Below are 26500 nucleotides of genomic sequence, written 5' to 3'. Positions count from 1 at the left end.
TGACGCATGAATTTCTATAGTGTATCGTGAATAGATTGCCAGATCCGTGCTGGCAATAAGTCGTTCAAGTGTTGCTGTAACTGGGTTAATGGCGCTGTTGCACTGATAGTCTGTTGCTCAGAGATAGCAATAAACTCTTGTTCTTTCATGGTATTAATAAAGTTACTTAATACCTTTTTATCGAAGAACTCGGGGCTTTTAATACCATGAAGAGTGCCCAAACGATTGGCTAATATTTCGCTTTCACTCTCTAACTCCGCGCGTTTAATGTCTTGGTGTTTTAAAATCAAACTACTGGTGATGGCGTAGCGTTCTAGCGTCAGGTGGCAGACCTTGCCCAACATTTCTAATTTGGTGAGTGCACTGTTGTCTTTGTTGGTGACGGCTTGCGACCCATCAAAAGTAATTAGGTTATGCTCGGCAAAACTGGTGAGTATGTCCTGAATGTAGCCTTCGCGCATAGGCATTAGGAACCACTCTTTGGCAAACAAAGGGTAGAGTGTAGCCAGCTTTTCTTCACACTCTTGTCGGGTCACTTCGTAGCGGTTAAACAGCATTTGTGCAATGACGCTCGGGACAGCGAACAAGTGTAAGATGTTGTTACGATAGTAATTGAATAACGTCCTTTCCTGCTCTTTTATCGTGATAATGTCACCTAAACCATCTTGTAGCACTTCGAGTTTTTCAAGCTTAAGGGCATGTTCAAGCAAGGCATCTGCATCTTCATTTGGTTGCGTAACGTACTCACTGTACTTAGCTCGCTTTTGCAAAGCCATATAAAAGCGCAGCTGCTCTATGAGCTTCTGCCTACTAAGGGCAAATTGTTCATTACTGAGCAATATCGTTGCGACTAAATTAATCACATTCAAAGCCGCACTGGCGTTGATATTTGTCATGATCTGGTCTGCGACATTGGCCACCTGACCATTAAGCCATTGTGGTTTGGGGGCGTCGTCAGCTGAAATTGATTGACGCCAGTCCGGTTGATGTTCATTTAAGTACTGATTGAGGTGAATCGGTTGACCGAAGTTTAAGTAGCCACGCCCATAGTTTCTCAAGTTTTTGATTGCCTTAAATACACCAAGTACAGATTCGTTTTTCTTGTTACTGCCCGCAAGTTCTTTGAGATACGTATTTATCTCCATGACATGTTCGTAGCCAATATAGACTGGCACAATTGAGATAGGTCTATCGATCCCGCGCAGCATAGACTGCATTGTCATGGCCAGCATACCTGTTTTTGGCGGTAATAGTCTTCCTGTGCGGCTGCGGCCACCCTCTGTATAAAACTTGACTGAGTAGCCCTTAATAAAGAGCTGGCTGAGGTACTCTTTAAATACCGCGGAATACAGCTTATTACCTGCAAATGACCTACGTATAAAGAAAGCCCCAGAGCGTCTAAAAATACCCCCGCGGGGAAGAAATTAAGATTTACTCCTGCAGCAATATGAGGTGGTACCAACCCTTGATGATAGATTACATAGGTCAAAAGTAAATAATCCATATGACTGCGATGACAGGGCACATAGATTATTTCATGGCCTTTATCAGCTAAAGCGCGTACTTCATCAGCATTCTTTACTTCAATACCATTGTAGAGTTTATTCCATAGCCAAGTTAAAACGCGGTCGGCGACCCTGACCATTGCATCTGAGTAATTAGCGGCAATTTCATCGAGTAACTCTTGGGCATTAAGCCGCGCTTCGTGATGACTGAGGCCTTTTGCTTTGGCTTCTTCTGCGATGGCTTTTTTAATGTTGGGTGCCGCGAGTATCGAATTAAACAAGGCTTCACGGGAAGGCAACTTAGGGCCTGTAGCCGCAAGTTGTTGGCGACGAAAGTGCACACGGGCAACACGAAGTAGTTTTTGTGGCAACTCTTCGACGTCGGCTTTATCATTCATTAATTGCTCGACTGCAATCGGTGCCGAGAAGCGCACTAAGTTGTCGCGTCCAGAAAATAACAACACAAAACTCTTTCTTAGCCAACTCGGGGTGAGCGAGTGACCGAGCAAAGTTGCGAGACCGGGTTTTTCTTTACCAGGATCTCTGCCCCAAAAAACAGACACTGGGAGAATTTGTGCTTTGGCCGTTGGGTTTGCCTTTAAGGCATGAAAAATATCTTTGCTCAATTGCAAAGCATTGCTGGGTTTCGCTGTTTTAGAAAACAACGGCGTTGGGTTTTGCATTGCAATAAATCGGGGGATGTCTGTACTACCGATAGTTTGCATTTGCATTGGGCTTGGCAAGCCAAGCTGTTTACACATACGGTCCAACGCTGCGAGATCTGCATGAGAATTTAGTCGAGTCACATAAAAAGTGGGTAGGCTAGGATCAAGATTAAACTGAGAAACGGGGTCTTCCGGCAACAGTTTACTTTTAACTAAGAGCCAATTTGTCCACCGAGCGAGCACATTGAGACTTTGTGATAATAAGCGCATACGCAGTACCAAGTATAAATTTTTGCAATAGAATATCAGGGATTAACTGGACTGACCATTGTCCAGTGGGTTCTTGCAGCACCTAGATAACACACTTCGGCTCTGCGTTTATGTTATATGTGTTGGTGTTTTACCTTACTCGTTGTCGATAAGTATAGTACGAGGATAAACACGCTGATCATTATGACGCCAAAATGTGCGGTTAATTTATTTTGTTTGCGGTGCCTTTTCACCTCGTTGGGTAAACAAACGCAATGCGACAAAATTATTGCATTTAGTTGTTGCATTTATCACCAGTATCCTTATAATGTGCGAACTTTCTCGGCTTCTGGCCGCTGAAAGTTAAATGAAAAGTCTGGATTTCAGGCTATTAAACAGGAACTCCGATTTGGAGTTCGATGGTAGAAATAAAAGAACAACCGACTTCTTAGGTATTTTAAGATAGTTTCGGCGGTTTTTTTATGCTCTTTTTAAATGCTCTTTTAATTGAGGTTTAAGAATGTCAAATCAACGCATTCGTATTCGCCTAAAAGCTTTTGACCACCGTTTGATTGACCAATCAACGGCGGAAATCGTGGAAACTGCGAAGCGCACTGGTGCTCAGGTACGTGGTCCAATCCCACTACCTACACGTTTTGAGCGTTTCACTGTATTGATCTCTCCGCACGTAAACAAAGACGCGCGTGATCAGTATGAAATCCGCACCCATAAACGTCTGATCGACATCGTAGAACCAACTGACAAGACTGTAGACGCTCTAATGCGCCTAGACCTTGCTGCTGGTGTTGATGTTCAAATCAGCCTGGGTTAATCGAAAGATTAGAGAGGTTTTAGGAAAATGGCATTAGGTCTAGTCGGTCGTAAAGTGGGTATGACACGTATCTTCACTGAAGATGGTGTATCTATCCCTGTGACAGTTATCGAAGCGACGCCTAACCGTGTAACTCAGATCAAATCTGACGCTACAGACGGTTATAACGCGCTTCAAGTTACTGCAGGCGAGAAAAAAGCAAGCCGTGTAAACAAACCAGCAGCGGGTCACTTCGCTAAAGCTGGCGTTGAAGCGGGTCGTGGCCTGTGGGAATTCCGTCTTAACGGCGGAGAAGGTGAGTTTGAAGTAGGTTCAGAACTAACTGTTGAACTTTTCACTGAAGTGAAAAAAGTAGACGTTACTGGTACTTCAAAAGGTAAAGGTTTCCAAGGTGGTGTTAAGCGCTGGAACTTCAGCATGCAAGACGCTACACACGGTAACTCTCTATCTCACCGTGCTCCTGGTTCAATCGGTCAAAACCAGTCTCCTGGTAAAGTTTTCAAAGGTAAGAAAATGGCCGGTCAAATGGGTAATGTTCGTTCTACGACACAGAACCTTGAACTAGTTCGTGTTGACGCTGAGCGTAACCTGCTTTTAGTTAAAGGTGCAGTACCTGGCGCTATCGGCGGCGACGTTATCGTTAAACCTGCTGTTAAAGCATAAGTCCTGGAGATTTAGTGATGGAATTAGCAATTAAAGGCGCTGGTGCGCTTGAAGTTTCCGAAGCTACTTTTGGACGTGAGTTTAACGAAGCATTAGTACACCAAGTAGTTGTTGCTTACGCAGCAGGTGCTCGTCAAGGTACTAAAGCTCAGAAGACGCGTTCTGAAGTACGTGGTGGTGGTAAGAAACCATTCCGCCAAAAAGGTACTGGCCGTGCACGTGCTGGTACAATCCGCAGCCCAATCTGGCGCAGCGGTGGTGTGAGCTTTGCAGCTAAGCCGCAAGATCACAGCCAAAAAGTTAACCGTAAGATGTATCGCGGTGCGATCAAGAGCATCTTATCTGAACTAGTTCGTCAAGAGCGTCTTGTTGTTGTTGAAAACTTCGGTTTAGAAGCACCTAAGACAAAAGAACTAGTAGCTAAGCTTAAAGAGCTTGAGCTAAAAGACGTATTAATCGTGACTGAAGAAGTAGATGAGAATCTATTCCTTTCATCTCGTAACCTGTACAAGGTTGATACTCGTGACGTAGCTGGCATCGACCCAGTAAGCCTAATCGCTTTCGATAAGGTTCTAATTACTGCTGGTGCTGTGAAGCAACTTGAGGAGTCATTAGCATGATCAGTGAAGAACGTCTTTTAAAAGTAATTCTTGCTCCACACATCTCTGAGAAAAGCACAATCTCTGCTGAAGCGAACAACACTATCGTGTTCAAAGTAGCAAAAGATGCAAACAAAGCTGAAGTTAAAGCAGCTGTTGAAAAGCTTTTTGAAGTAGAAGTAACTGGTGTTCGCACTCTAAATGTTAAGGGTAAAACAAAGCGTACAGGCATGCGTTTCGGCCGTCGTTCAGACTGGAAGAAAGCCTACGTTACTCTTAAAGAAGGCAGCGAGCTAGACTTTGTCGGCGGCGCCGAGTAATAAGGGGAGTTAGAATTATGGCACTTCAAAAGTGTAAACCAACTTCTGCGGGTCGTCGTCACGTCGTTAAAGTGGTTAACCCTGATCTACACAAGGGTAAGCCATACGCTCCGCTACTAGAGAAGAACTCTAAATCAGGTGGTCGTAACAACAACGGTCGTATCACGGTTCGTCATATCGGTGGTGGTCACAAGCATCACTATCGTGTAATTGACTTTAAACGCACTAAAGACGGCATTCCAGCTGTTGTTGAGCGTCTAGAGTACGATCCAAACCGTAGCGCAAACATCGCTCTTGTATTATATGCAGACGGTGAGCGTCGTTACATCATCGCACCTAAAGGTGTTAAAGCAGGTGATGCAATCCAGTCTGGTGTTGATGCACCAATCAAAGCTGGTAACACATTACCAATGCGTAACATCCCAGTAGGTACTACAGTACACAATGTTGAGCTTAAGCCTGGTAAAGGTGCTCAGATTGCACGTTCTGCTGGTGCATATGTACAGATCCTAGCGCGTGAAGGCCAGTACGTGACTCTACGTCTACGTTCAGGTGAAATGCGTAAAGTTGAAGCGGATTGTCGCGCAACTATCGGTGAAGTAGGTAACGCTGAACACATGCTACGTTCACTAGGTAAAGCTGGTGCTAACCGTTGGCGTGGTATCCGTCCTACAGTTCGTGGTGTTGCCATGAACCCGATTGACCACCCACACGGTGGTGGTGAAGGTCGTACATCTGGTGGTCGTCACCCTGTGTCTCCATGGGGTAAGCCTACTAAAGGTGCTAAGACACGTAAGAACAAGCGTACTGATAAATTTATCGTACGTCGTCGTACTAAGTAATAGTTGAGGAATTGCCATGCCACGTTCTCTCAAGAAGGGTCCATTCATTGACCTACACTTGCTGAAGAAGGTAGAGAAGGCGTTGGAAAGCGGTGACAAGAAGCCTATCAAGACTTGGAGCCGTCGTTCAATGATCATCCCTAACATGATCGGATTGACCATCGCTGTCCATAATGGTCGTCAGCACGTACCTGTATTCGTTACAGACGAAATGATCGGTCACAAACTAGGTGAATTTGCACCTACACGTACTTACCGCGGTCACGCTGCGGATAAGAAAGCTAAAAAGCGTTAATCGGAGGGTATGATGGAAGCATTAGCTAAACACAAATTCGCCTCTGGTTCGGCGCAAAAAGCACGTCTAGTTGCTGATCAGATCCGCGGACTTCCGGTTGATCGCGCGCTAGAAATCCTAGCGTATAGCCCGAAGAAAGCGGCTGTATTGGTTAAAAAAGTACTTGAGTCTGCTATCGCTAACGCGGAGCACAACGAAGGTGCTGACATTGATGAGCTTAAAGTGGCTAAAGTATTTGTAGACGAAGGTCCTACAATGAAGCGTATTATGCCACGTGCTAAAGGACGCGCAGACCGCATCCTTAAGCGTTCAAGCCACATCACTGTTGTGGTTTCAGATAGCTAGGAGATATAAGTAATGGGACAAAAAGTTCATCCTACTGGTATTCGCCTAGGTATCTCAAAGCCTTGGGTATCTACTTGGTACGCGAATACAAAAGATTTCTCTGAGCAGCTTTTTGGCGATCACAAAGTGCGTCAATACCTTACTAAGGAATTGAAAAACGCTTCTGTGTCTAAAATCGTTATTGAGCGTCCAGCTAAATCTATCCGTGTAACAATTCACACAGCTCGTCCTGGTGTTGTTATCGGTAAAAAAGGTGAAGACGTTGAAAAGCTTCGCCAAGCTGTAACTAAGCTTGCTGGTGTACCTGCACAAATCAACATTGCAGAAGTACGTAAGCCAGAGCTAGATGCACAATTAGTTGCTGACGGTATCTCTTCACAGCTAGAGCGTCGTGTTATGTTCCGTCGTGCTATGAAGCGCGCAGTTCAAAATGCAATGCGTCTAGGTGCTAAAGGTATCAAGGTTGAAGTTAGCGGTCGTCTAGGCGGCGCTGAAATCGCACGTTCTGAGTGGTACCGTGAAGGTCGTGTACCTCTACACACTCTACGTGCTGATATCGATTACGCTACTTCAGAAGCTTTGACTACTTACGGCATCATCGGTGTTAAAGTTTGGATCTTCAAAGGCGAAGTTATCGGTGGTCTTCCACTGAAGCAAGAGCAAGAGAAGCCAGCTAAACGTGCACCGAAGAAAGCTAAGAAAAGTGCTAAGTAAGAGGTAGCGACTAATGTTACAGCCAAAACGTACAAAATTCCGCAAGGTACACAAAGGCCGCAACCGTGGTCTTGCTACTAGCGGTAACAAAGTTAGCTTCGGTTCTTTCGGCTTGAAAGCGACTGGCCGTGGCCGTATGACTGCTCGTCAAATCGAAGCAGCTCGTCGTGCTATGACGCGTCATATCAAGCGTCAAGGTAAAATCTGGATTCGTGTATTCCCAGATAAGCCGATTACAGAGAAACCGCTTGAAGTTCGTATGGGTAAAGGTAAAGGTTCTGTTGAATACTGGGTTGCTGAAATTCAGCCTGGAAAGTACTTTAGAGATGGAAGGTGTTTCAGAAGAGCTTGCTCGTGAAGCATTCGACCTAGCTGCTCGTAAATTACCTTTCAAAACAACATTTGTAACTCGGACGGTAATGTAATGAAAGCTAGCGAATTGAAAGACAAAAGCGTAGAAGAGCTTAAAGCTGAACTTCTAGAGCTTCTTCGTGAGCAGTTCAACCTGCGCATGCAAGCGAGCACTGGTCAGCTAGCTCAAACTCACGAGCTGAAAAAAGTACGTCGCAATATTGCGCGTGTTAAAACGGTTATCAACCAGAAGGCAGGTGCATAATGAGCGATAAAATCCGTACTCTTCAAGGTCGTGTAGTTAGCGACAAAATGGATAAGTCAATCGTTGTTGCTATCGAGCGTCAGGTTAAACACCCGATCTACGGTAAATTCATCAAGCGTACAACTAAGTTGCACGCACACGATGAAAACAACACAGCACTAGCAGGTGACGTCGTGACTATTCGCGAATGTGCGCCAATCTCTAAGAATAAATCTTGGACGCTAGTTGACGTGATTGAACGTCCTAAGAAAGCTTAATTTTTAATTAAGTTGACTTATAAAAACCCCAGCTTCGGCTGGGGTTTTTGTTTTTAATAGCCTGTAAATTATTGTTAACATCGATTCATTGGCACGCCATAAGTGCTGTCTCTTAATATTCAAAACCTGTCTAACTTAATAATATTGCATTATTTTTTATGATTTCAGTCATGGTAATATTCTATTTGTTGACGCCCTAATCATGCATATAAATACATTTATATACGGATTTGGTAGCTTCTTAGCTAGATTGGGTTATTCATTAGTTCCAATACAATAAAGCTCAACGAAACGGGTAATTGAATGAGAGGATTCTCATTTGTGTTGCCCACGTCTCTACTCTCATCTATAAAGGATCTAGTTATGCTTAAATCAATTGGCTTAGCATCCCTGTTAACCGCTATGACGCCTGTCGCGCAGGCGTTTACGTTAATAGAAAACGTCTCCATTACGGACCAGACAATCACCATTCCTATCAATGGTTATCATGACCCAATTATCATTCCGTCTGTGCCTACTTTTAACGATAAGGAACCTGGTGTTGTCGCCATTTCTAACGTGACAGCGAGTAGCTTTGACGTACAATTTAAAGAGTGGCCATACTTAGATGGGATTCACGGTGAAGAATATGTGTCGTTTTTAGTGGTTGAAAAGGGACGCCACCATTTAGAAGACGGCAGTGTGTGGGAGGCTGGGGAGCTGACGCTTGGTAGTGGCTCTAAGCATCAGTTTTTTAGTGAGAGCTTTGCTCATGCACCTCATGTTTTTGTGAGCGGACAGACTCAAAATGACCCTGATGCATATTCACTCAGAGTTTCAAGTACTTCTCAACAAACGTTTGGCATTAGCCTCAATGAACAAGAAGCTGGTAATGCACATGTTGAAGAGTCTATTGGCTATTTAGCTGTGTACAACAAGGTGAATAGTGGTACGACAAATGATGGGACACCATTTAACCTGACTCAAGAAGCGATCAACGAAGCGGGGTTTCAAAAGCTACAGGGCAAGTTGTTGCTACAAGAAGAGCAATCAAGGGACACAGAAACCAGTCACTTGCTAGAAATGGTCAGCATTCTATCAATGAAAAACAATTTGTTTGCCCAAGATAATACCCATTATGGTAAAGACACCATGTCACTGCGTTTATCAACCTCAGACTCGTTTACAGTAGTACCGGGAGAGACCAGTGGACAATATGGCAACATCGCACTTATAGGCACAAATGGTTTAACGGATTCATCTTATAGCTCAAGTCATAATTATGCGGCAGACAGTGCTTCGGGCGCCTTTGATGGTTATAACTCCTCCACCAAGATTAACGCTGATGCGGCGGCTAAAATCAAACGTGGCATTTGGTTGACAACACTTGCCCAAGAGCATTGGCTGCAAGTGAGCTTTAACTCTTCTGCCTATATCACGGCGTTTAGAGTGATGTTGTACTCTGCCGCTTCAGATCCAGGTATGGGCGTTAAAGATGTCACACTGCAAGTGTCTAACGACAATGTGAACTTTGTTGATCATGAGTCATTCTCGCTGGTGAAAAGTTTAGACCAAACGATTGAACTATCGCAGCCTGCGGTTGGTAAGTTTGTTCGCCTGAAGATACATAATACGCAAGGTCACAGTTATCGTGTCATTGGAGAGTTGGAGTACTTTGGGGGCTTTGTAAATTCGGGAGATGTTGTCACTCCACCAACAGAGCCAGAACCATCATTGGGTACTACTTGCGCATCAATTAAACAACAAGACCCCACTGCAAGCTCAGGCATGTATGAGATTGACCCTGATGGCGAGGGGGGCGTTGCGCCGTTCTACGCACACTGTGAAATGACCGCAAATGGTGGAGGCTGGACCTTAGTCGCGCATCACAAAGATGGGTTGGACAATATTGCCGTAAGTTTGCCACTGAGTCTAAATGAGTTGGGTGTGCTTCCCAGCGAGCAATGGCAAGCAATACAGAAAAACATGACCACAGGTATGATGTTTGTGGATGAGCATGGCAAAGTTTCTCAGTTAAATAAAGACAAGCTTGAGAGTGCAAACTGTGTTGCTTTATCACAAACTACCGATCTCAGTCAGCCGCCAGTACCGTATGACATTGGCATGATTTGGTTGCAAGAAGGTTCTGGCTGTAGTGCTTCAGGGCTAGATTACTCATTCATTAGCTTAAGTACAAAGTCTACGAGTCGTGGTGATGGTTATACACGTATTGGTGCGGCGTTGTATCAACATAATGTGAAGTTTGATCAATGGCCATATAGTAGCGGAGCGTATAGCGGCGCAGAGCAAGATACGCTGTTTTACTACGTAAAATAGTCAGTGTGATAATGAAACCAAAAAATCGGCAAGATTGACGTAAAGCCTCGATGATAATCGGGGCTTTACTTTTTATCATGCGAGTGAAATTCAACCTATGCGTTGATCGCTTTATCGTTGGTTGTACTTGTAATTAAAAGGCCATTCTTGAAAATAAAAAGTATTTTTTACAGAAACCTGCGTTGCCACGGGTGCAAACTCGGTCCATTTATGATTACTGAGTCATAAATAATGAGCGGCCTACGCTGTGGCATTTTGCTTTATCAAAGTAGCTAAAATTGGGGGTCAGAAAGTGTAAATTGCCGCGCTCAGTTTGAGGTTTGGTGCGCCTCTCTTAATATTTAAAGTATAGGCACTGTCCTCAAGTAATGGCTTGTGAACATTCAGGTGAAAGTGTCACTGCGATTCATTGTTCATGAGTTTCTTATCTAGGTACTTTAAGTACAGTAGTGCAGCAAGGCCACCTGCTAAAGGTAATGTAATGAAGCTTGCCCAACCACTCACATAAAAACTGGCCAGTAGCATAGTAATGTCAGTACCCAGCAACTCGCAGGGCGTATCACTGCGTTCATTGACAATACAATCTAATTGGCTGGACACGAATTCAGCTATCAAAATTGCAACCAATGGGGCGATGGCTATACATGCCATCATGATAGATAAGGCTAATAGCCGTCTTTGGCTAAGCATATATGTCATCCTTGTTTACTTTATATGTCCATTGTCTGATAGGGGTAACAAGAGATCAAGTCTATCGACACGTCATGAGCAATCATGAGGGAAAGTAAGAAACGTGCTCACTTTCCCATCGAGATCAATTAGCTTGATGGTGGAGTTGTACAATCTGGTGAGAACCAGAAATCATCAGAGGCTGATGTCCACTCGTCGCCACAAACGCCTAATTGTTCACCTTCCACGTCTGCGCAAGCATCGTGATTTAAACAATCTTGTGTGTATTGACCATCGCCAAACATTGGGCAACCAGCACCACAACGCGCGGCACAGAAACCGTGGCCACCTACTTTATAACGCTTGGTCTTTACGCCAACATAAGTGACATCCCAAATGGCCGTTTTGTACTTGCCCATATAGGGGCAAAGATCAGTCCAGCCTTGTGCCGAAAAGTCTTGTTCAATTGATTGTTCTAGAGGCATGCCAACAGGGTAAGTCGAAAGGAATTCAAAAAACTTAAATAATACGATTTTTGAATCTGTGTCTAGTTTGGTTTGTGCGTTCATAATAGCTTCGACATGATTTTGAGAATCGCGAAAAATACTGGTTAATGTACTTTTCAGCTTTTCACTATTAACCAGCTTTTTGTTATTAATGTCAAAACCAGAAATATCAACCGTTTTATTTACATTATCTAGTTTTAAATTGAAGGTATTGCCATTAAACGTAATGGAACTACTTATTTGGTTATTTAGGTCATCTGAGAGGCTAAATTTAACGGTATTATCTTTGTTAGATATCGTTTTTTTAAGTGAACTTACATTGAGGGTTGTTTCGAAGTGTCCACTCACTCCGTAATCTTCACTTTGAACTGTGATACCCTCGTTTGCATTCGACGCATAACTGCCAAGAGTACAGAGTGCAAACGCAATTGCAGCTAGTTTTTTCATAATAAATCCTTTTTGTTATTTTCAAAATTAGGAACGTAATTCCTGTGTTCAGAAATTGAACAAAAAGCACTTTATTTTAAGTTTGGTTAATGTGTCAATACTGTTTATTTTTTGTGACTTTTCGTTGTTTGAAACTTATGAATAATGATGTTTTATATCATTATAAATTTCTCATTAAGAGATACTAATGGTTAGAACATATCTTTTATTATCAGTGGCGTAATGCTTTAAATTGGACGATTTATAGAATTTTATTAGCTTTATTAAAATGAATTTGTGGCGTTCATAACGATTTTGTAAATGAAATTTATTTTAAGGACGTGGTATCTATATATACGTACCCAGAATCAAAGTGCGCAATATACGATTAAGTATATGTCTAGTGTGTAAATGGGTTACTGCAAATGGAGTTGACCATTTGCAGTGCCAATCTAAATAACGCGTGAGAAGCGTGTATTTTTGATCTGTTGTTGTAAGTATGCATCAAAGCTCATACATATAATACGGATGAATAAGGTTCCACGAGCCGTCACCGTGATGGTGTCATTCTCATTGACCACGAGCCCATCATCAATGAGCGGTTGTAATGACTGTAATGAATCTGCGAAGTAGGCATCAAAGTCAATATTAAATGCGTGACTAATGCCTGATTTGTCTAACTCAAAATGGCAAATCAATTGTTTGATAACTTGCGCTCTTATCTCATCGTCCTGCGTGAGTGTGACACCTTTACAGATAGCACTTCGCTGATCGGTGATGGCAGCGTAATAGGTTTTTAAGTCTTTTTCATTTTGCAGTATCGCATTACCTATTTGTGAGATAGAAGAAACACCGAGTCCCAATAAATCACAATTTCCATGTGTGGTATAACCCTGAAAGTTACGGTGTAAATGGTTCTCACGCTGTGCAATGGCAAGTTCATCATCGTGCTTAGCAAAATGATCCATACCAATATACTGGTAGCCTGCCTCTGTCATTTGCTCTAGTGCATTTTTGAAAATCTGCAGCTTTTGTTCAGCAGAAGGCATATCTTGTTCTTTCAGTTTGCGCTGAGCAGCAAATCGGTCTGGTAAATGGGCGTAATTGAACAGAGAGACTCTATCAGGTGATAGCTCTATCAGTTGCGTGATGGTCTCTTGATAGCTCTCGGGCGACTGATGTGGCAGGCCATAAATCATATCCATGTTGATTGACTTGAACCCCAATGTGCGAGCCTGCAGTAATATATCGAGTACTTCGTCTATTTGTTGTGGGCGATTTACTGCCGCTTGAACCTGATCATTAAAATCTTGAACACCAAAGGATACTCTGTTGAAGCGTAAGTCTCTTAACGTAACCAACATGTTGTCTGCCAGTGACCTTGGATCAATCTCTATGCCGCGTTGCGCATTTTCAGAAAATGTAAAATGCTGTTCAATGGTATCGATTAAGCGCGTCATTTGCTCTGCTGTGAGAAATGTCGGTGTGCCGCCTCCAAGATGGAGCTGCTCCACGCGATATGCTTTAAACAGTGCGGCTTGGGCTTCAATCTCTGCACACAAGTGATCTAAATACACATCCGCTTTAGATTGATGGCGGGTGATTATCTTGTTGCAACCGCAGTAATAACAAAGCTGATGGCAAAACGGGATATGGATATACAGAGACAAAGATCGACTTTTAGAACTGTCGACAGCTTCTGTTAACGCTTGCTGATCATACCCTGATGCTAATGATAAGGCGGTTGGATAAGATGTATATCTGGGGCCAGAAATATTATATTTCTTGATAAGGGAGTTTTCCCAAAGAGGTAATTTAATCACGATCGCACTCAAATTCAATGACACACCTTGAATTATAATTGTGTGGGCCAATGTAAAGTTTGATCTGACTCAAGTGGGCGATTAGTAGGCAAATGTAAGGCAAGTTACCTTACATTTGCAGAAACTATTCTAAAGTTGATAACGCTTGGCTGTTGTGGCTAATTCCTCAGCCAGTTTGGCTAGTTGCGCGGCATCTCTTGAAGACCTTTCAGCGCCTTGGGCTGTTTCTTTGGCTGTATTGGTCACTTCTCTGACCCCCTCAGAAATCTGTTGAGTAACGGCATTTTGTTGCTCAGTCGCGCTGGCTATTTGAATACTCATATCTCGAATAGAGACGACTGAATCAGAGACATGTTCCAGTGTTTGACCTGTTTCATGTACACGCTGAGCTGTGATCTCCGCGTTATTAACGTTATTGCTCATCAATTCAACAGAGCGTTTGGCTTCCTGTTGTAAGCGCGAAATCATGGCTTGAATTTCTTCGGTACTTTGTTGCGTGCGACTTGCTAGGCTACGTACTTCATCTGCAACAACGGCAAAGCCACGTCCTTGCTCACCAGCTCGAGCAGCTTCTATGGCGGCATTGAGAGCAAGTAAGTTAGTCTGATCGGCTATGCCTCTAATGACGTCTAAAATTGACCCCACGGATTGGGTCTCCTCTGCCAAGCTTGAGATGGTAAGGCTGACATTATTGATGTCTTCTTTGAGCGTTGAAATTGCGCTGCGTGTTTCAGCAACGGCCTGTAACCCTTGTTGTGAAGTCTGTTCTGTTGAGGTGGCAGTATCAGCGGCTGACTGGGTGCTACGCGTAATTTCTGAAACGGTTTCTGTCATTTCATCCATGGCTCTGTCTGTGTATTCAAGCTGCGCCATTTGCTGTTCTGCACCATGTTTAGCTTGTGTCGTAATCGCACTCATTGTTTGAGATGTACCAGCAAGCGTGTCAGTTGATTGGTGGATTTGCTCAATGAATTCTCGCAAATTTTGAACCATGCTGGCCATGGCTTGATAAATGCCTGTGCTGTTAGCGTGATGATTGAACTGCACAGTCAAATCGCCAGCGGCAATCTTTCTGGCTATCGCTTCTATTTCCCGTGGTTCCCCGCCAATTGGGAGTTTAATAATTTTGCTGATATACCAACTAAAAAAAATGCCGAGCAAGATAATCAAGCTGGCAAAGGCGACAACGGTAAATTTAGAGTTAGCGCTAGCAGATTGCACGACTGGACCTAGCTGATCTTGCACTGCTTTGATGTCCAGTTTAATGTTTTCTAATTGGGTGGCGACCTTTGGACCTATGGTATCTAACACTTGTGAGATCTGCTGATTGCGCTCTGTTATCACTTGATAAACCGCTTCCTGGCCATCTTGATAGGCCTTGAGTGCTTGCTCAAATTCAGCAGTAGCTTGTGTTGAGCGCTGCCCTAAAGATTTTTGAAATTGCGTGCTTAAGGTGTCAAAACTTTGCTTGGCAACCTGAAAGTCTTTTTGTGCATTGGTCACTAGAAATTTATTTGTCGATAGACGGCCTTGCTGTAATAGACCCCGCAGCGTACTTATATTTCGTATGTCAGCTAATGACTGCGAATCGCGGATCATATTACTGAGTATATTATCTAATTGTGGGCCTCGGACATTCAAGACGTCATTGACTAGCTGGTGACGACGCTCGTATAGCGACACGATATTATGAAAGCTTTTTTTGTATCGTTCCACTTGTTGTTGGCTACGCTCAATCACTTGTAATTGTGCAGGGTCTTGAAATTGCTTTTGTGCTTGTGCCATCAACTGTTCAAGTAGCGCCAAACGTTGATTAAACTGATTAATAGCCGTTGGGCTTTGATGTTTTAGATATTTACCAGCTTGTAACCTCACTTCAAGTAAGTTCGCCTGAATACGACCAGCTAAGGTGTTGTCTCTTGCTTTTGTACGATATTCGACGAAATTTGTGTACCCAGAACTTAAACCCCAATATGCAACAATAGAGAGGATTAGCATCATAAAAATCATCACGCCGAAAGCGCTATTAAGCTGTTGGTTCAGCCGCCAATTTTTAACCATTTAAAAGCCTTATGTTTGAGTTAAGCTGTTGATGAAAGACCAGGAGGAAAGTAGGCTTTCCTATGAATAGTTTAGTGTAAATATTGCAATAGGATCATATTATTTATCAGGTGAAAAAAAATACCCAATTGGCGAAATGAAGATGAAATTATTTGACTCTAATCAATAGTTTTAACTTTTCGTTTAGCACCTGATAGTTAAGGTGTTTTTACTTGGCGATGACCAATTAACACATCGTCATGGTGGATTATTGTACGCTTTGTTTTTATCTCAGGTGAAGATAATTTGATGAGTGGTTTGTGAGAGGGGAGGCCTGAGCGTGCAGCGCTATGCCGCACGCCCACTGTATTACAATTTAAATTGATTAACCGTTGCGTTCAACGCTTTAGCCAAGTCATTGAGATCTCGAGCCTCATCAGCTAAAAGGTGGGCATGGTTGGCGGTGCTATTCACCAAGTCGTTAATAGCATTTAAGCTATTATTGATGTCTTCTGCAACAACGGTTTGCTCTTCCGTTGAGGTCGCAATCTGATGGCTTTGATCTTGCACCGTATTGACGGACTCTGTGATATTGCGAAGTGCATCCAGTACCTCTTGTGTTTGTTCAACAGAGCTTTGTGCGCGCTCTTGGCCTTGCTGCATCATGGTCGATGCCTGTTGTGCAATTTGTTGCAGCTTGGAGATCATATTGCGAATATCATCCGTCGACTCTTGGGTACGACTTGCTAGGCTTCTCACTTCATCGGCCACAACCGCGAAGCCTCGACCTTGTTCACCCGCTCTAGCGGCTTCAATAGCGGCGTTAAGCGCAAGGAGGTTAGTTTGCTCTGCAATACCATTGATAACGTCTATAACCGCACCGATGTTACTGGTTTCTTGCTCTAGGCCCTCAACCACTTTTGCCGCTTCACCTATGTGGCTTGCTAGCTCTGTCATCACTTCTTGTGCTTGGCTGGAGCGATCCGCACCATCGTTCGTCATACTCTGTACTAAATCTGATGCACGGTTAGTTTCGTGTGCATTTCGAGATATCTCGGTGACAGTCGCTGCCATCTCTGTGACTGCGGCAGATACGCTATCAACTTGCTCTTTCTCTTGTTGGATTTCTGTATTGGTATTGTTCGAAACATCTCGCAACTGAGCAGAGGCCCCGCTCAGTTGTTCAGCCTGTGCTGCTGTATCGATCATCATGGCGCGCAATTTATCAATGAAGGTGTTCATGTGCATGGCAAGCTGGCCCACCTCATCTTTGCTGTCTATGTTGATTCGACGAGTAAGGTCGCCTTCACCTGTTGCAATGTCACGCATGGCGTCGGTTAGTGTAATGATAGGGCGAGTGATCATCTGTGCGGCAACAAGTATCATGGCAACGATGATGCTCAGGATAATGATCACGGCAGTTACTGTGCTGGTGACGGCATTGTCCACTGGTTCATCAATTAAGCTCACAGGGATTAAAATACCCACATGCCAATCAAGCACGGGGGTATCTAATTTGACGCTATTAAACACAACGTAGTAATCCTGACCTTTTAGCGTGACAACAGCAGTACCGGAGTCTTGGTTACTGATGGAGCGCGTTAACTCACTAAAACCTGATGTGTCCTGAAACTGTTGCTCTAAGCCTGCTAACCCTTCTTTACCTTTTGGTCCAGAGTCAGTCGTTGACAAAGAATGGCCCGTGCGTTTTGAAAGGTGTACTACTTTTAAGTCGTGATCGAGCAGGAATCCATAGCCTTCTCCATCAAACTGAATTTCTTCAACCATGGCGCTGATCCGGTTGATTTGTAAATCAACTCCGCCGACTGCAACCAGTTCACCTTGTTTGTTATAAATAGGCTGCTGTACCACGGCAGACACGTCACCGGTATTGATATCCACTGAAAGCGCACCAACATAAAGCTTGCCATGACTAAGGGCATCTTGCCACCAAGGGCGTTTGTAAGCGTGGTAAGGACGGCCATCGGCGAAATTTGACGTGCGCTCATTTTCTTTAAAATATTCACCGGTACGTGCCGATGCCATAAAGGCCGAAAGAATATTTTCGTCACTTTTACTAATACGAATGAAGTCCTCGTTTACCTCATCATAGCCTTTGTCATTGGTTAAGTCTCTTTCACGTACACTGTAATTATCGAACCAGTTAATGTTGTGCGGGTTGGTGACAAAGGTTTCTACTACCTTACCGTATTGGGCGAAAAATGACTCCATTGAGAGTTTTTCTGAATACAAATAGCTCTGCGCTTCACGTTCAATACCTTGACGAGAGATTGTTGCAATATGATTAACAAAGTACGTGGAGGCCAGAATCAGAAGCACAGAGATTGTACCGCCGATTAATATGAGAATTTTTTTACGAAGAGATAAGTTTTCAAACATGACATATTCTTTTTATTGGGACAGCAACTAGCATAATAAAACCATATCTCACCTTAATTGGCTACCACAAATGGTTAAGGTTCAGCCAATGTGAGATCATGCACAATCATCATATCTTCACTTGTGAAATAAAAAAATAGTACAGAATCATCAAATTACTGCATCACTTTTATAACCTAAAGCTGAGAAAGTGTTGATAGAAATTTAATTGCTTCTGTACTAACATTGTGACCTACTTTGGGTAAATATAAGAAAATATTATGAGTAAAAAGTTAGTCGTTTTAGGTGCTGGGTGGCTGGGTAATGCACTCTCACAAGAGGCCAAGTTAGCCGGCTGGCAGGTTGAGGCGACCCGCAGAACCGCTGACAGTCAAGCCCAAATCTGTGCCTTTGATTTGACTGATTCTGGGCTTCACCACACGCTAACTTTGACTGATGCATATTGGGTTTGTGCCATCCCACCACGTATGCGCCAAGCCAACAGTAACTACTTAGAGACATTGAAGCATGCATTGGCAACGGCTCAAAGTATGGCATGTAAAGGGTTTATCTTGTGCTCTTCAACCGCAGTTTATGACACCGCAGATGGTGTATATACCGAACAGGGCACATTAGCTGAACAAGACTCGAAGCGACAGCAAGTGCTACAGGGCGCTGAAGAATTGGTAAAGGGAACTGGCGGTAAAATCGTGCGTTTAGCGGGATTGGTTGGGCCTGAAAGAGAACCTGGGAGATTTATATCTGGCAAACAGCTATCCAGTTCATCGCAAGCCAAAGTGAATATGTTACATCAACAAGATGCAGTGAATGGCCTAATTTGTCTCATAGAAAACTGGCCGCATGCACAAGGCATTTATAACTTATGTCATCCTGATCATCCAACGAAGCAGGACTACTACCAAAAGCATTGTGAGAACTATGAGAGTACACCACCGACGTTCAATAGTGACACGCAATCAGAGCGAATCATTGAGGGTTCTGCGATTTGTCAGCTAGGTTTTAAATACAATCATGATATATAGCGCTTCGGCTCATTTTACCTGCGCTATGAGGCTACTTTTTAAAGGTTAAATGGCCACCCAATCGATATTTACTGCCCGGTGAAATTAGCCGGGCGAAGCTCACTATTCCGTGTGATGACCAAGTTCTACGGATCACTTGAAGGCACGGTTCTTCATTGAACATACCCAGCCACTGACAGATCTCTTCGTTTGGCATAATGGCTTCAACAGTATGCCTTGCCTCCGTCAAAGGAGCGACTTGAGTGAGATATTCATGGGGCGTTGTGGTGCTAAAGTCCTGCTGTAAATATTCAGGTGCAAGTGCCGGGTTAACAAAGCGCTCTTCTACCTGCAGCGGCGCTTCATTCTCGTTATGCACGATAATACTGCGATAAATCAAACTGTCCATTTCAACGCCTAAAGCGATGGCGATGGGGGCAATGGCCGCGATCGACTCCAGCGACAGTACCACACAGGTGTAATCGCCACCTCGCTCCCTAACCTCATCAGCGATGTTACGGATCTCAAGCAGCGAAGACTGAGATTTGAAACTCGCGACAAATGTTCCCAGCCCTTGACTACGGGTGAGTACGCCGCTTTCGGTGAGCTCACTTAATGCACGTCTGGCGGTCATTCTGCTAACCTGAAACTGATCCGATAGCTCATTTTCAGAGGGCACGCGTTGATGTTCTTGCCAAGCGCCAGCGCGAATGTTCTCGATAATATATTGTTTTATCTGTGCAAATTTGGGTTGTTCGCTCACTATCCGCCGCCGCCAAGTTAAAGGTTACTCATAAAGGTGGCACAGTTATCTTGTATATACAAGTATTCTTGCTAAACTCGTATTAATTTTACCCAACTGAGTATAGACAGTGATCAATGTAGATTTAGTGATAACTAATGCAAATATTGCGACAATGGACGCGCAAATCGAAGGTGCATACGGTGTGATTGAAAATGGTGCGGTCATGATTGAAGGCGACACCATCGTTTGGCTTGGTAAAGAAAGTGATTTACCAGAGTTTGATGCGCTATCTACACCTGTGACTTCAGCAAAAGGTGCGTGGTTAACACCAGGCTTAATCGATTGTCATACACACATTTTATTTGCGGGCTCTCGTGCTGAAGAGTTTGAAAAGCGTTTAAATGGTGTGTCTTATCAAGAGATCGCTGAGCAAGGTGGCGGTATTGCAACAACGGTAAAAGCCACGCGCCAAGCATCTAAAGAAACGCTTTTTGTTGCTGCAAAAGAGCGCTTAAATGCGTTACTGCGTGAAGGCGTGACGACCGTCGAAAGTAAATCTGGGTATGGGTTAGATACAGAAACTGAGTTGAAGTTACTAGAAGTAAACCAAATTTTGGATGAACATCATCCAATTCAGATTCAAAGTACTTTCCTCGGTGCACACGCATTACCACCAGAATTTAAAGGGGATAGTGAAGGTTACATTGACCTAGTCTGTGACGAAATGCTGCCTTTGGTTGCCGAGCGTAATTTAGCAGACGCGGTGGATGTGTTCTGTGAGAATGTGGGTTTTAGTCATGCACAAACTAAGCGTGTGTTTGAGCGAGCAACTGAGCTTGGGCTAAAAGTGAAGTGTCACGCAGAACAATTGTCTAACCAGCATGGCAGCGAACTTGTGGCTGAATTTAATGGCCTCTCTGCCGATCATATTGAATACCTAGATGAGCGTGGTGTGATGGCAATGGCAAAATCAGGTACTGTTGCTGTTATTCTACCGGGCGCATTTTATTTCTTAAGAGAAACACAACACCCACCAATTGAATTGTTGCGTAATCATGGGGTGCCGATTGCTATTGCCAGTGATTTTAACCCAGGCACAGCACCTCTGTGTTCGCTTCGGTTAATGCTCAATATGGCATGTACTCTGTTTAAAATGACACCAGAAGAAGCACTGCTTGGTGTAACAAGGCATGCTGCTCAAGCACTTGGACTGCAAGACCGGGGTGTGCTGAAAGTTGGTAGCAAAGCTGACATTGCAATGTGGCAGATCCAGCATCCGGCGGAATTAAGTTACCAATTTGGCGTAAACGATCTGTTAAATCTGTGGATATCGGGTAGACTTATTCAATAATAATGAAGTAAAAAGTGATTGAGTAATGGCAAGAATGATGTCTGCAAAATGGGTCTGTGCGTTGTTTATGGCGTGTATGATATTTCCGGTTTGGGCTAGTTCAGCATTGTCGGAGTTGTCATTGTCGGAAGCTTGGCAACCTGGACTCATCAACGCATTCTTAGCGGGTACTGTCATGAGCCTGAGCCTAGTTGCGATGGCTCGCTCTCACTTTGCTGTTAACCGAATCATACATGCTTTATTGGGGGCGGGATGTTTGGCTGTCCTTGCCGCTATGGGTGATTTGGCGCTGTACAGTTTGGTTGCACTACTACTTCTGCATATTTGGCAAAGCGATAGATTGGGGCAGGGCTGGCATATTGTCGCTGCTGCCTTTTGCTCAGTCAGTGCAACTTTGTTGATACTGTCTCATTTCTGGTGGTATTGGCCTGAAATCTATGTCGTTATTGCTATTTTGCCTATCTTTGTAAGTGAACTGTTTTTACCTTCTCCCAATGCGGGTGTTCCCGTGCCTGTCGAACCTCAACAAATGCCCAACAGCGACATATTGGGTTTACCCGATCGCGCTGGTGTCAGAGAAGCGTTCAACGAATACCGCGCTAGAGAACCCGGCACGGCCATGCTCGTGATGATCCGACTTGAAGGATTTCAGCAAGTAAACTTTCATCTTGGTCGTGAATTTGGTGATCTACTGCTTGCGCAGTCAGCAAATCGGATGAAACAGTATTTGCAAAGCCATGACGTTATGCCAATTGCTTTGGGAAATGAAGTGGCTCGACTTGCGCACTTGGGAGGATTGCATTTTGTCTTTGTATGCAGCTTAGCCCATCAAAAGCATCTTCATGAGCACCTTTGTGCAGAGATCATAGAAAGTACGCTCAAGCCTTTTAATGTGGGTAATTGCATTATTGAAGTAAGTGCGCGCGCTAGCTTTGTCAATTGCGATGAGGAACTTGGACAGTTCGATGATTTATTAACCTGTGCTTTTTTAGCCTTGGATAGCTCGCCTGAAAAAGTCATTTCGCCATACGAGCAAAAAATGCAGGTGGATCGTCTAGAGCAGCAAGCGCGATTGGCCGAATTAGCACACATCGATTTTAAAAACGAACTCGAACTGTATTTTCAGCCTATTGTGAGAAACGGTGACGGTGATATTGAGTATGTTGAGTTACTGCTGCGTTGGCAGCACCCTAAACAGGGAATACTTGCTGCGAGTAAGTTTATCGATGATATTCGGATCGCAGGTTTAGCTTTACCGCTGGCTCAGTACGTGATTGAACGTGCCGCAGAAATTGCATTGGCGCTTAGGGTTGAAGGGATCCAAATGCCGTTAGGTATTAACCTGTTTGGTCCAGAGATGCTACATGAAGAATTCATTGAGTTTGTCGACAGGGTATTGGTTGAGCATCAATTGTTGCCACAAGATATTATCATTGAATGCCCTTCCCAAATGTTTACCACGCTTGACCAGCAAGGTATTGCCATGGTGGCAAGGCTTCGCACAATGGGTGTGAGGTTATGTGTAGATGGGTTTGGGGAATCTCCTCTACTACTCGCTAAACTGCCAAAATTGGAAGTGGACTATGTTAAGCTTGGCCGTTCTCTCACTACGCCAAACCAAAGCCAAGGTAATTTTAAGGCGGTGGTGCGCGGTATCGTCGAAATGCAAAATGTACAAGAATGTAAGGTGATCTGCGAGGGCGTTGAATCTCAAGAGCAGCTGCAATTTGCGCGAAATCTGAATGCTTTTGCAGCGCAAGGCTATTTATTTACGAGGCCATTGAGCAGTGTTGGTATGATTAGTTGGCTAAAACAGTGGCGTTGGGAGCACCCAATAGAAAACCCATCGAGTGCAACCGATATTGACTAGCTTTGTTTTGCTCTAAGGTAGCTGCATACCAAACCAGACAGGACTTGGCCGGCTTCTATGTCACCTTGTTGCTTACCTTGTGGGTGATTAGCTGGGGCCGCTTCACACAAATGTAGGTATTTTGCATTGGGCTGAAGTGCGCTTTGATATACAAAGTGCTCGGCATCATTCACACTGAACCCGCAGTTAGTAAAAGCACTGACCGGCATACCAGAAATGGCATCAACGTCAACTTCAACACCCAGTGGTCGAGATTGATCAAAGCGCTTTAATGCAGGCTTGATGGCATCCGTTAAGCTAACTTGGCGTGATACTAAAATATCTTGATAGCTTGTATAGGTGAACCCGGCTTTTGTCAGGGCGCTGACAATCGTGTCATTATTTTTCTGCTCATGCATGCCCACGACATGGTAATTGTCTAAGTAACCTTCGTGGTGTGCATAGCTAAAGCCGTTACCCGAATGACGTCCCTCTAACGCTCTAAAGTCTGCATGAGGGTCGAAGTTTATTGCTTGGCAAGGTACTTTTTTGCTGTGTGAGAGTGCTTTTAACAACCCATAGCTGTTATTGTGCCCGCCGCCAATGACGATTGGCTCAAGGTCTGCATCAAATATTGCCTGTAAAACACCACTGACACGTTGATCCAGCTCTTCACACAGAGCGCGAAGTTGCTCGAGTCCGTCCGCAGTACGATTGTCTATGTGTTCACTTTTAGCCTGTAGATCCACCGTGATAATTTCACCGAGAAGTAATACGTTGTCAGGCTTCAAAAATTGGTTACAGGGTAAATTTAGAAAACGCTTTAAAAATGCAAACCAGCCATCGGTTGCACCGCCATTACCACAGTTACCTCGTGGGCCGATGTCTTCATTGATTGCAACGAGTACATATTTAATCCCAAATTGCGCGGCATCTTTTAATGCTTGAGAAAATTCGTTTTGTACTTGTAAAAAAGAAAGTGATTGCCAAAATCGCGTTTCATTTTCACGTGTCGCAGTGTACTCGTTGATATTCGATTCGTTATAAATTTTGATCCAGTTATTTACAGTCATGGTACTCAGGTGTTGTTTAATGCAGGTAGTACTTTGAAGATAGCAGAGCTGAGCACTGTTAGTGCATCAGCTCAGGTTATGTGGCGCGTTAGTCCTCTGCAGAGTCTTCATCTATCTCTAGCAGGAGTTCTTCAGCAGAAATGATGATGCCTGTAGAGTCGGCATAGAGAAAGTCGTCATCAAAAAAAGATACGCCGCCGAAGTTCACAGGCACACCTTGTTCACCCGCACCCTCGCTATCCGCTGCGACGGGGATTGAAGCGATTGCTTGAATGCCCAATTCACATTCTTCAAGCTCTTCCACATGGCGTACAGCACCATACACAACGATACCTTGCCAGTTATTGTCTGAAGCTAACTCTGCGAGGTCTATATCGATCAGCGCACGTCTGGTTGAACCTCCGCCGTCAATCAAGAGGACTCTTCCCGTACCATCTTGTTGTAGTACCTCAGCAATCATCTCATTGTTTTCAAAACATTTAACGGTTTTTATGCGTCCACTAAAGGCGCTTTGACCGCCAAAGTTGATGAACATTGGCTCAAGTACGTCAATGGCATCGGCGAAGTGATCGCACAGATCAGAAGTGCTGTAATCCATCATAGTATCCTCAGAGAATGGCTAAACTGTTGCCAGTATACTCCCATTCCTATGCGGCGCAATGCTTTGAATCAACTTACATAATTGTGTAACAAAAATGTCGTGTGATTGTTATTAAGCTCTTCTATGCTGAATTTGTGAACAAATGTAAGCAACTATGATGAAAGCACAAATAATTAAGCTGGATACGGCGCTTTACTTTGCACTTTATAAGCCGAAGCGAGGACCATGGTTCAAGTGGTTTATGTTGATGTTGTCAAAAAGCGGCAACGGCGGTCTGTATGTCATTCTCGCGCTACTCAATGGCTACTTTATGGGTAAGGTAGGTGTCATTTTCTTTCAAACTGTACTCGTGGCATTTGCAATTGAGCGGCCCTTGTACTTCTTATTGAAAAAACACTTTGCCCGCGTAAGGCCGTGTGATTGTTTGGCAGTGAAAGCGATGCTGACACCGAGTGATAAGTTTAGTTTGCCATCAGGACACAGCGCGGGTGCTTGGTTATATGCAACTTGTTTAATGGAAGTCTATCCAATCCTGACGATCCCTTTAATCGTTTGGGCAACAGGAGTTTCGCTATCACGAGTATTGGTGGGTGTTCATTACCCTGCCGATGTGATTATAGGTGCGTTGATGGGAAGTGGCTGTGCCGTATTGGCAATTGGGATTTTAGGAGAGTTATGAAAATTTTATATGGTATCCAGGGAACAGGAAATGGTCATATAACACGTGCGCGTGTTATGGCTGAGTGCTTTAAAGGCATGAATATTGAAGTGGATTACCTATTTTCTGGTCGACAGGCTGATCAGTATTTTGACATGGATATATTCGGTGAATACCAAACGCGAACTGGCATGAGCTTTATTACGAAAAGTGGCCGATTGAATTATCGTGAGACGGCTAAGCAGCTTAAATTCGGCACCTTTGCGCGTGATGTGAAAACGTTAGATATCAAACGTTATGATATGGTATTCAATGACTTCGAGCCAATATCCGCGTGGGCTGCGAGGCTAGCTAAGGTGCCAGTGGTTGCGATGAGTCATCAAGCGGCATTTTTATCCCCTGAAGTACCCTTGTTCGGTGCAGGATCTATGCAGCGGGCATTGATACGTTGGTTTGCGCCAGCGGATGTCTACTTGGGTGTGCATTGGCAACCTTTCGCGAAAAATATTGTGCCACCATTTATCGCCCATCATGGTACACATAAAGCCTCCATTCCAAATAAAGTCCTGGTTTATTTACCCTTTGAAGATTTGAATGGCATTGTTGAATTGCTTGGTGATTTTCCTGATAGGGAGTTTTATTGTTATCACCCCGATGCAAGTAATCAATCAATCAACCATATTCATTTGCGCGCGCCATCACGCCAAGGGTTTTTAGAAGATCTTGCAAGTGCATCGGGTGTGGTTGCCAATGCCGGTTTTGAACTATCGAGTGAAGCATTGAAGTATGGTAAAAAGTTACTACTCAAACCATTGCAAGGGCAGTTTGAGCAGTTAAGCAATGCCATGACTCTGGAATCATTGGGGCTGGCAAATGTGATGAATTACCTTAATTCAGAGGCGCTAGCGGAATGGTTGGAGTACCCTGAGGGACAAGTGATCGATTTTCCATCGGATGCGACGCCGCTAGCAGATTGGTTGGCGAAGGGTCAGTGGCAAGATTACAGTGCACTTCACGATAGTTTATGGTATCCAGTCCTACAAAATAGGAACAAAGTTGCATAACAGGTGAGCATTTTGAAAAAAAATTGCATAAAGTTGTAGATTGAATTCCGACGCAAGGTGACTTTGGCTATACTGT

24 protein-coding genes and 2 pseudogenes are annotated in these 26500 nt (G+C 43.9%); 17 read left to right on the top strand and 9 right to left on the bottom strand.

Annotated elements, in window-relative coordinates:
- Window positions 1-14: 14 nt before the first annotated feature.
- A pseudogene (plsB, locus tag A7985_RS20335) lies at window positions 15-2440 on the bottom strand (glycerol-3-phosphate 1-O-acyltransferase PlsB).
- Window positions 2441-2939: 499 nt separating this feature from the next.
- Here plsB and rpsJ point away from each other — a divergent pair.
- The 12 genes and pseudogenes from rpsJ to A7985_RS20275 all read left to right on the top strand — a co-directional run bounded on the left by rpsJ (window position 2940) and on the right by A7985_RS20275 (window position 10218).
- Complete coding sequence (rpsJ, locus tag A7985_RS20330) at window positions 2940-3251, top strand: 30S ribosomal protein S10 (RefSeq protein ID WP_005495349.1); 312 nt, start codon at window positions 2940-2942, stop codon at window positions 3249-3251.
- Window positions 3252-3278: 27 nt separating this feature from the next.
- Entirely contained in the window at window positions 3279-3914 is a 636-nt protein-coding gene (rplC, locus tag A7985_RS20325; protein ID WP_010376387.1) for a 50S ribosomal protein L3, read from the top strand.
- Between the two features lie 17 nt (window positions 3915-3931).
- On the top strand, window positions 3932-4534 hold the full coding sequence (gene rplD, locus A7985_RS20320; RefSeq protein WP_023398458.1) for a 50S ribosomal protein L4: 603 nt from the start codon (window positions 3932-3934) through the stop codon (window positions 4532-4534).
- Window positions 4531-4833 (top strand): 50S ribosomal protein L23, encoded by a 303-nt coding sequence (gene rplW, locus A7985_RS20315; protein ID WP_023398457.1) that lies wholly within the window; start codon window positions 4531-4533, stop codon window positions 4831-4833. The genes rplD and rplW overlap by 4 nt, the downstream gene beginning before the upstream one ends.
- 17 nt (window positions 4834-4850) lie before the next feature.
- On the top strand, window positions 4851-5675 hold the full coding sequence (gene rplB / locus A7985_RS20310; protein ID WP_023398456.1) for a 50S ribosomal protein L2: 825 nt from the start codon (window positions 4851-4853) through the stop codon (window positions 5673-5675).
- Window positions 5676-5691: 16 nt separating this feature from the next.
- Window positions 5692-5970, top strand: a complete 279-nt coding sequence (gene rpsS, locus A7985_RS20305; protein WP_010367084.1) for a 30S ribosomal protein S19 — start codon at window positions 5692-5694, stop codon at window positions 5968-5970.
- Between the two features lie 12 nt (window positions 5971-5982).
- A complete protein-coding gene (gene rplV / locus A7985_RS20300; protein WP_010386167.1) occupies window positions 5983-6315 on the top strand; it encodes a 50S ribosomal protein L22 in 333 nt (110 codons plus the stop codon).
- Between the two features lie 12 nt (window positions 6316-6327).
- On the top strand, window positions 6328-7029 hold the full coding sequence (gene rpsC, locus A7985_RS20295) for a 30S ribosomal protein S3 (protein WP_023398455.1): 702 nt from the start codon (window positions 6328-6330) through the stop codon (window positions 7027-7029).
- Window positions 7030-7042: 13 nt separating this feature from the next.
- A pseudogene (gene rplP, locus A7985_RS20290) lies at window positions 7043-7454 on the top strand (50S ribosomal protein L16).
- Window positions 7454-7645 (top strand): 50S ribosomal protein L29, encoded by a 192-nt coding sequence (rpmC, locus tag A7985_RS20285; RefSeq protein ID WP_039607538.1) that lies wholly within the window; start codon window positions 7454-7456, stop codon window positions 7643-7645. The pseudogene rplP and the gene rpmC overlap by 1 nt, the downstream one beginning before the upstream one ends.
- Window positions 7645-7902, top strand: a complete 258-nt coding sequence (rpsQ, locus tag A7985_RS20280) for a 30S ribosomal protein S17 (protein WP_039607539.1) — start codon at window positions 7645-7647, stop codon at window positions 7900-7902. The genes rpmC and rpsQ overlap by 1 nt, the downstream gene beginning before the upstream one ends.
- 363 nt (window positions 7903-8265) lie before the next feature.
- On the top strand, window positions 8266-10218 hold the full coding sequence (locus tag A7985_RS20275; protein WP_065792292.1) for a discoidin domain-containing protein: 1953 nt from the start codon (window positions 8266-8268) through the stop codon (window positions 10216-10218).
- Between the two features lie 396 nt (window positions 10219-10614).
- Here A7985_RS20275 and A7985_RS20270 read toward each other — a convergent pair whose 3' ends face one another.
- The 5 genes from A7985_RS20270 to A7985_RS20250 all read right to left on the bottom strand — a co-directional run bounded on the left by A7985_RS20270 (window position 10615) and on the right by A7985_RS20250 (window position 18082).
- Window positions 10615-10908 carry a hypothetical protein gene (locus A7985_RS20270; RefSeq protein WP_065792291.1) on the bottom strand — a complete coding sequence of 98 codons (294 nt, stop codon included), beginning with the start codon at window positions 10906-10908 and terminating at the stop codon, window positions 10615-10617.
- A 128-nt stretch (window positions 10909-11036) separates the two neighbouring features.
- The gene (locus A7985_RS20265; RefSeq protein WP_065792290.1) at window positions 11037-11840 is read right to left on the bottom strand and encodes a hypothetical protein; all 804 of its coding nucleotides are present in this window, start codon (window positions 11838-11840) and stop codon (window positions 11037-11039) included.
- A 431-nt stretch (window positions 11841-12271) separates the two neighbouring features.
- Window positions 12272-13642 carry an oxygen-independent coproporphyrinogen III oxidase gene (hemN, locus tag A7985_RS20260; RefSeq protein ID WP_065792331.1) on the bottom strand — a complete coding sequence of 457 codons (1371 nt, stop codon included), beginning with the start codon at window positions 13640-13642 and terminating at the stop codon, window positions 12272-12274.
- Between the two features lie 129 nt (window positions 13643-13771).
- Window positions 13772-15703, bottom strand: coding sequence for a methyl-accepting chemotaxis protein (locus A7985_RS20255; RefSeq protein ID WP_065792289.1), 1932 nt, complete (start codon window positions 15701-15703; stop codon window positions 13772-13774).
- Between the two features lie 348 nt (window positions 15704-16051).
- Window positions 16052-18082: a methyl-accepting chemotaxis protein gene (locus A7985_RS20250; RefSeq protein WP_065792288.1), complete on the bottom strand. Its 2031-nt coding sequence runs from the start codon at window positions 18080-18082 to the stop codon at window positions 16052-16054.
- 260 nt (window positions 18083-18342) lie between these two features.
- Between A7985_RS20250 and A7985_RS20245 the strand changes: the two genes are divergently transcribed.
- The gene (locus A7985_RS20245) at window positions 18343-19104 is read left to right on the top strand and encodes an NADP-binding protein (RefSeq protein WP_065792287.1); all 762 of its coding nucleotides are present in this window, start codon (window positions 18343-18345) and stop codon (window positions 19102-19104) included.
- A 31-nt stretch (window positions 19105-19135) separates the two neighbouring features.
- On the opposite strand, the gene hutC is transcribed toward A7985_RS20245, so the two are convergent.
- Complete coding sequence (hutC, locus tag A7985_RS20240) at window positions 19136-19846, bottom strand: histidine utilization repressor (protein WP_176716778.1); 711 nt, start codon at window positions 19844-19846, stop codon at window positions 19136-19138.
- A gap of 154 nt (window positions 19847-20000) precedes the next feature.
- Between hutC and hutI the strand changes: the two genes are divergently transcribed.
- Both hutI and A7985_RS20230 read left to right on the top strand, forming a co-directional pair.
- On the top strand, window positions 20001-21179 hold the full coding sequence (hutI, locus tag A7985_RS20235; RefSeq protein WP_218061304.1) for an imidazolonepropionase: 1179 nt from the start codon (window positions 20001-20003) through the stop codon (window positions 21177-21179).
- A gap of 34 nt (window positions 21180-21213) precedes the next feature.
- Window positions 21214-23049, top strand: coding sequence for an EAL domain-containing protein (locus A7985_RS20230; protein ID WP_370671180.1), 1836 nt, complete (start codon window positions 21214-21216; stop codon window positions 23047-23049).
- Here A7985_RS20230 and A7985_RS20225 read toward each other — a convergent pair.
- Both A7985_RS20225 and rraA read right to left on the bottom strand, forming a co-directional pair.
- On the bottom strand, window positions 23046-24101 hold the full coding sequence (locus A7985_RS20225) for a formimidoylglutamase (RefSeq protein ID WP_065792284.1): 1056 nt from the start codon (window positions 24099-24101) through the stop codon (window positions 23046-23048). The genes A7985_RS20230 and A7985_RS20225 overlap by 4 nt on opposite strands.
- Window positions 24102-24189: 88 nt before the next feature.
- Window positions 24190-24699 carry a ribonuclease E activity regulator RraA gene (gene rraA / locus A7985_RS20220; RefSeq protein ID WP_065792283.1) on the bottom strand — a complete coding sequence of 170 codons (510 nt, stop codon included), beginning with the start codon at window positions 24697-24699 and terminating at the stop codon, window positions 24190-24192.
- 157 nt (window positions 24700-24856) lie between these two features.
- Here rraA and A7985_RS20215 point away from each other — a divergent pair, with 157 nt between their 5' ends.
- Together A7985_RS20215 and A7985_RS20210 are read left to right on the top strand one after the other, a co-directional pair.
- Window positions 24857-25381, top strand: a complete 525-nt coding sequence (locus tag A7985_RS20215; RefSeq protein WP_065792282.1) for a phosphatase PAP2 family protein — start codon at window positions 24857-24859, stop codon at window positions 25379-25381.
- On the top strand, window positions 25378-26424 hold the full coding sequence (locus A7985_RS20210) for an MJ1255/VC2487 family glycosyltransferase (RefSeq protein ID WP_065792281.1): 1047 nt from the start codon (window positions 25378-25380) through the stop codon (window positions 26422-26424). The genes A7985_RS20215 and A7985_RS20210 overlap by 4 nt, the downstream gene beginning before the upstream one ends.
- Window positions 26425-26500 lie beyond the last annotated feature (76 nt).

This window comes from Pseudoalteromonas luteoviolacea, from assembly GCF_001696455.1.
GTDB classification, from domain to species: domain Bacteria; phylum Pseudomonadota; class Gammaproteobacteria; order Enterobacterales; family Alteromonadaceae; genus Pseudoalteromonas; species Pseudoalteromonas luteoviolacea_C.
Note: the sequence above shows the minus strand (reverse complement) of the source record. Positions and strands in the feature narration are given on the sequence as shown.

Bases quoted from the DNA above. Each gene is read 5' to 3' on its own strand.
- rpsJ (WP_005495349.1), top strand. From the start codon at position 2,940: ATGTCAAATCAACGCATTCGTATTCGCCTAAAAGCTTTTGACCACCGT.
- rplC (WP_010376387.1), top strand. From the start codon at position 3,279: ATGGCATTAGGTCTAGTCGGTCGTAAAGTGGGTATGACACGTATCTTC.
- rplD (WP_023398458.1), top strand. From the start codon at position 3,932: ATGGAATTAGCAATTAAAGGCGCTGGTGCGCTTGAAGTTTCCGAAGCT.
- rplW (WP_023398457.1), top strand. From the start codon at position 4,531: ATGATCAGTGAAGAACGTCTTTTAAAAGTAATTCTTGCTCCACACATC.
- rplB (WP_023398456.1), top strand. From the start codon at position 4,851: ATGGCACTTCAAAAGTGTAAACCAACTTCTGCGGGTCGTCGTCACGTC.
- rpsS (WP_010367084.1), top strand. From the start codon at position 5,692: ATGCCACGTTCTCTCAAGAAGGGTCCATTCATTGACCTACACTTGCTG.
- rplV (WP_010386167.1), top strand. From the start codon at position 5,983: ATGGAAGCATTAGCTAAACACAAATTCGCCTCTGGTTCGGCGCAAAAA.
- rpsC (WP_023398455.1), top strand. From the start codon at position 6,328: ATGGGACAAAAAGTTCATCCTACTGGTATTCGCCTAGGTATCTCAAAG.
- rpmC (WP_039607538.1), top strand. From the start codon at position 7,454: ATGAAAGCTAGCGAATTGAAAGACAAAAGCGTAGAAGAGCTTAAAGCT.
- rpsQ (WP_039607539.1), top strand. From the start codon at position 7,645: ATGAGCGATAAAATCCGTACTCTTCAAGGTCGTGTAGTTAGCGACAAA.
- A7985_RS20275 (WP_065792292.1), top strand. From the start codon at position 8,266: ATGCTTAAATCAATTGGCTTAGCATCCCTGTTAACCGCTATGACGCCT.
- A7985_RS20270 (WP_065792291.1), bottom strand. From the start codon at position 10,908: ATGCTTAGCCAAAGACGGCTATTAGCCTTATCTATCATGATGGCATGT.
- A7985_RS20265 (WP_065792290.1), bottom strand. From the start codon at position 11,840: ATGAAAAAACTAGCTGCAATTGCGTTTGCACTCTGTACTCTTGGCAGT.
- A7985_RS20255 (WP_065792289.1), bottom strand. From the start codon at position 15,703: ATGGTTAAAAATTGGCGGCTGAACCAACAGCTTAATAGCGCTTTCGGC.
- A7985_RS20250 (WP_065792288.1), bottom strand. From the start codon at position 18,082: ATGTTTGAAAACTTATCTCTTCGTAAAAAAATTCTCATATTAATCGGC.
- A7985_RS20245 (WP_065792287.1), top strand. From the start codon at position 18,343: ATGAGTAAAAAGTTAGTCGTTTTAGGTGCTGGGTGGCTGGGTAATGCA.
- hutI (WP_218061304.1), top strand. From the start codon at position 20,001: ATGGACGCGCAAATCGAAGGTGCATACGGTGTGATTGAAAATGGTGCG.
- A7985_RS20230 (WP_370671180.1), top strand. From the start codon at position 21,214: ATGATGTCTGCAAAATGGGTCTGTGCGTTGTTTATGGCGTGTATGATA.
- A7985_RS20225 (WP_065792284.1), bottom strand. From the start codon at position 24,101: ATGACTGTAAATAACTGGATCAAAATTTATAACGAATCGAATATCAAC.
- rraA (WP_065792283.1), bottom strand. From the start codon at position 24,699: ATGGATTACAGCACTTCTGATCTGTGCGATCACTTCGCCGATGCCATT.
- A7985_RS20215 (WP_065792282.1), top strand. From the start codon at position 24,857: ATGATGAAAGCACAAATAATTAAGCTGGATACGGCGCTTTACTTTGCA.
- A7985_RS20210 (WP_065792281.1), top strand. From the start codon at position 25,378: ATGAAAATTTTATATGGTATCCAGGGAACAGGAAATGGTCATATAACA.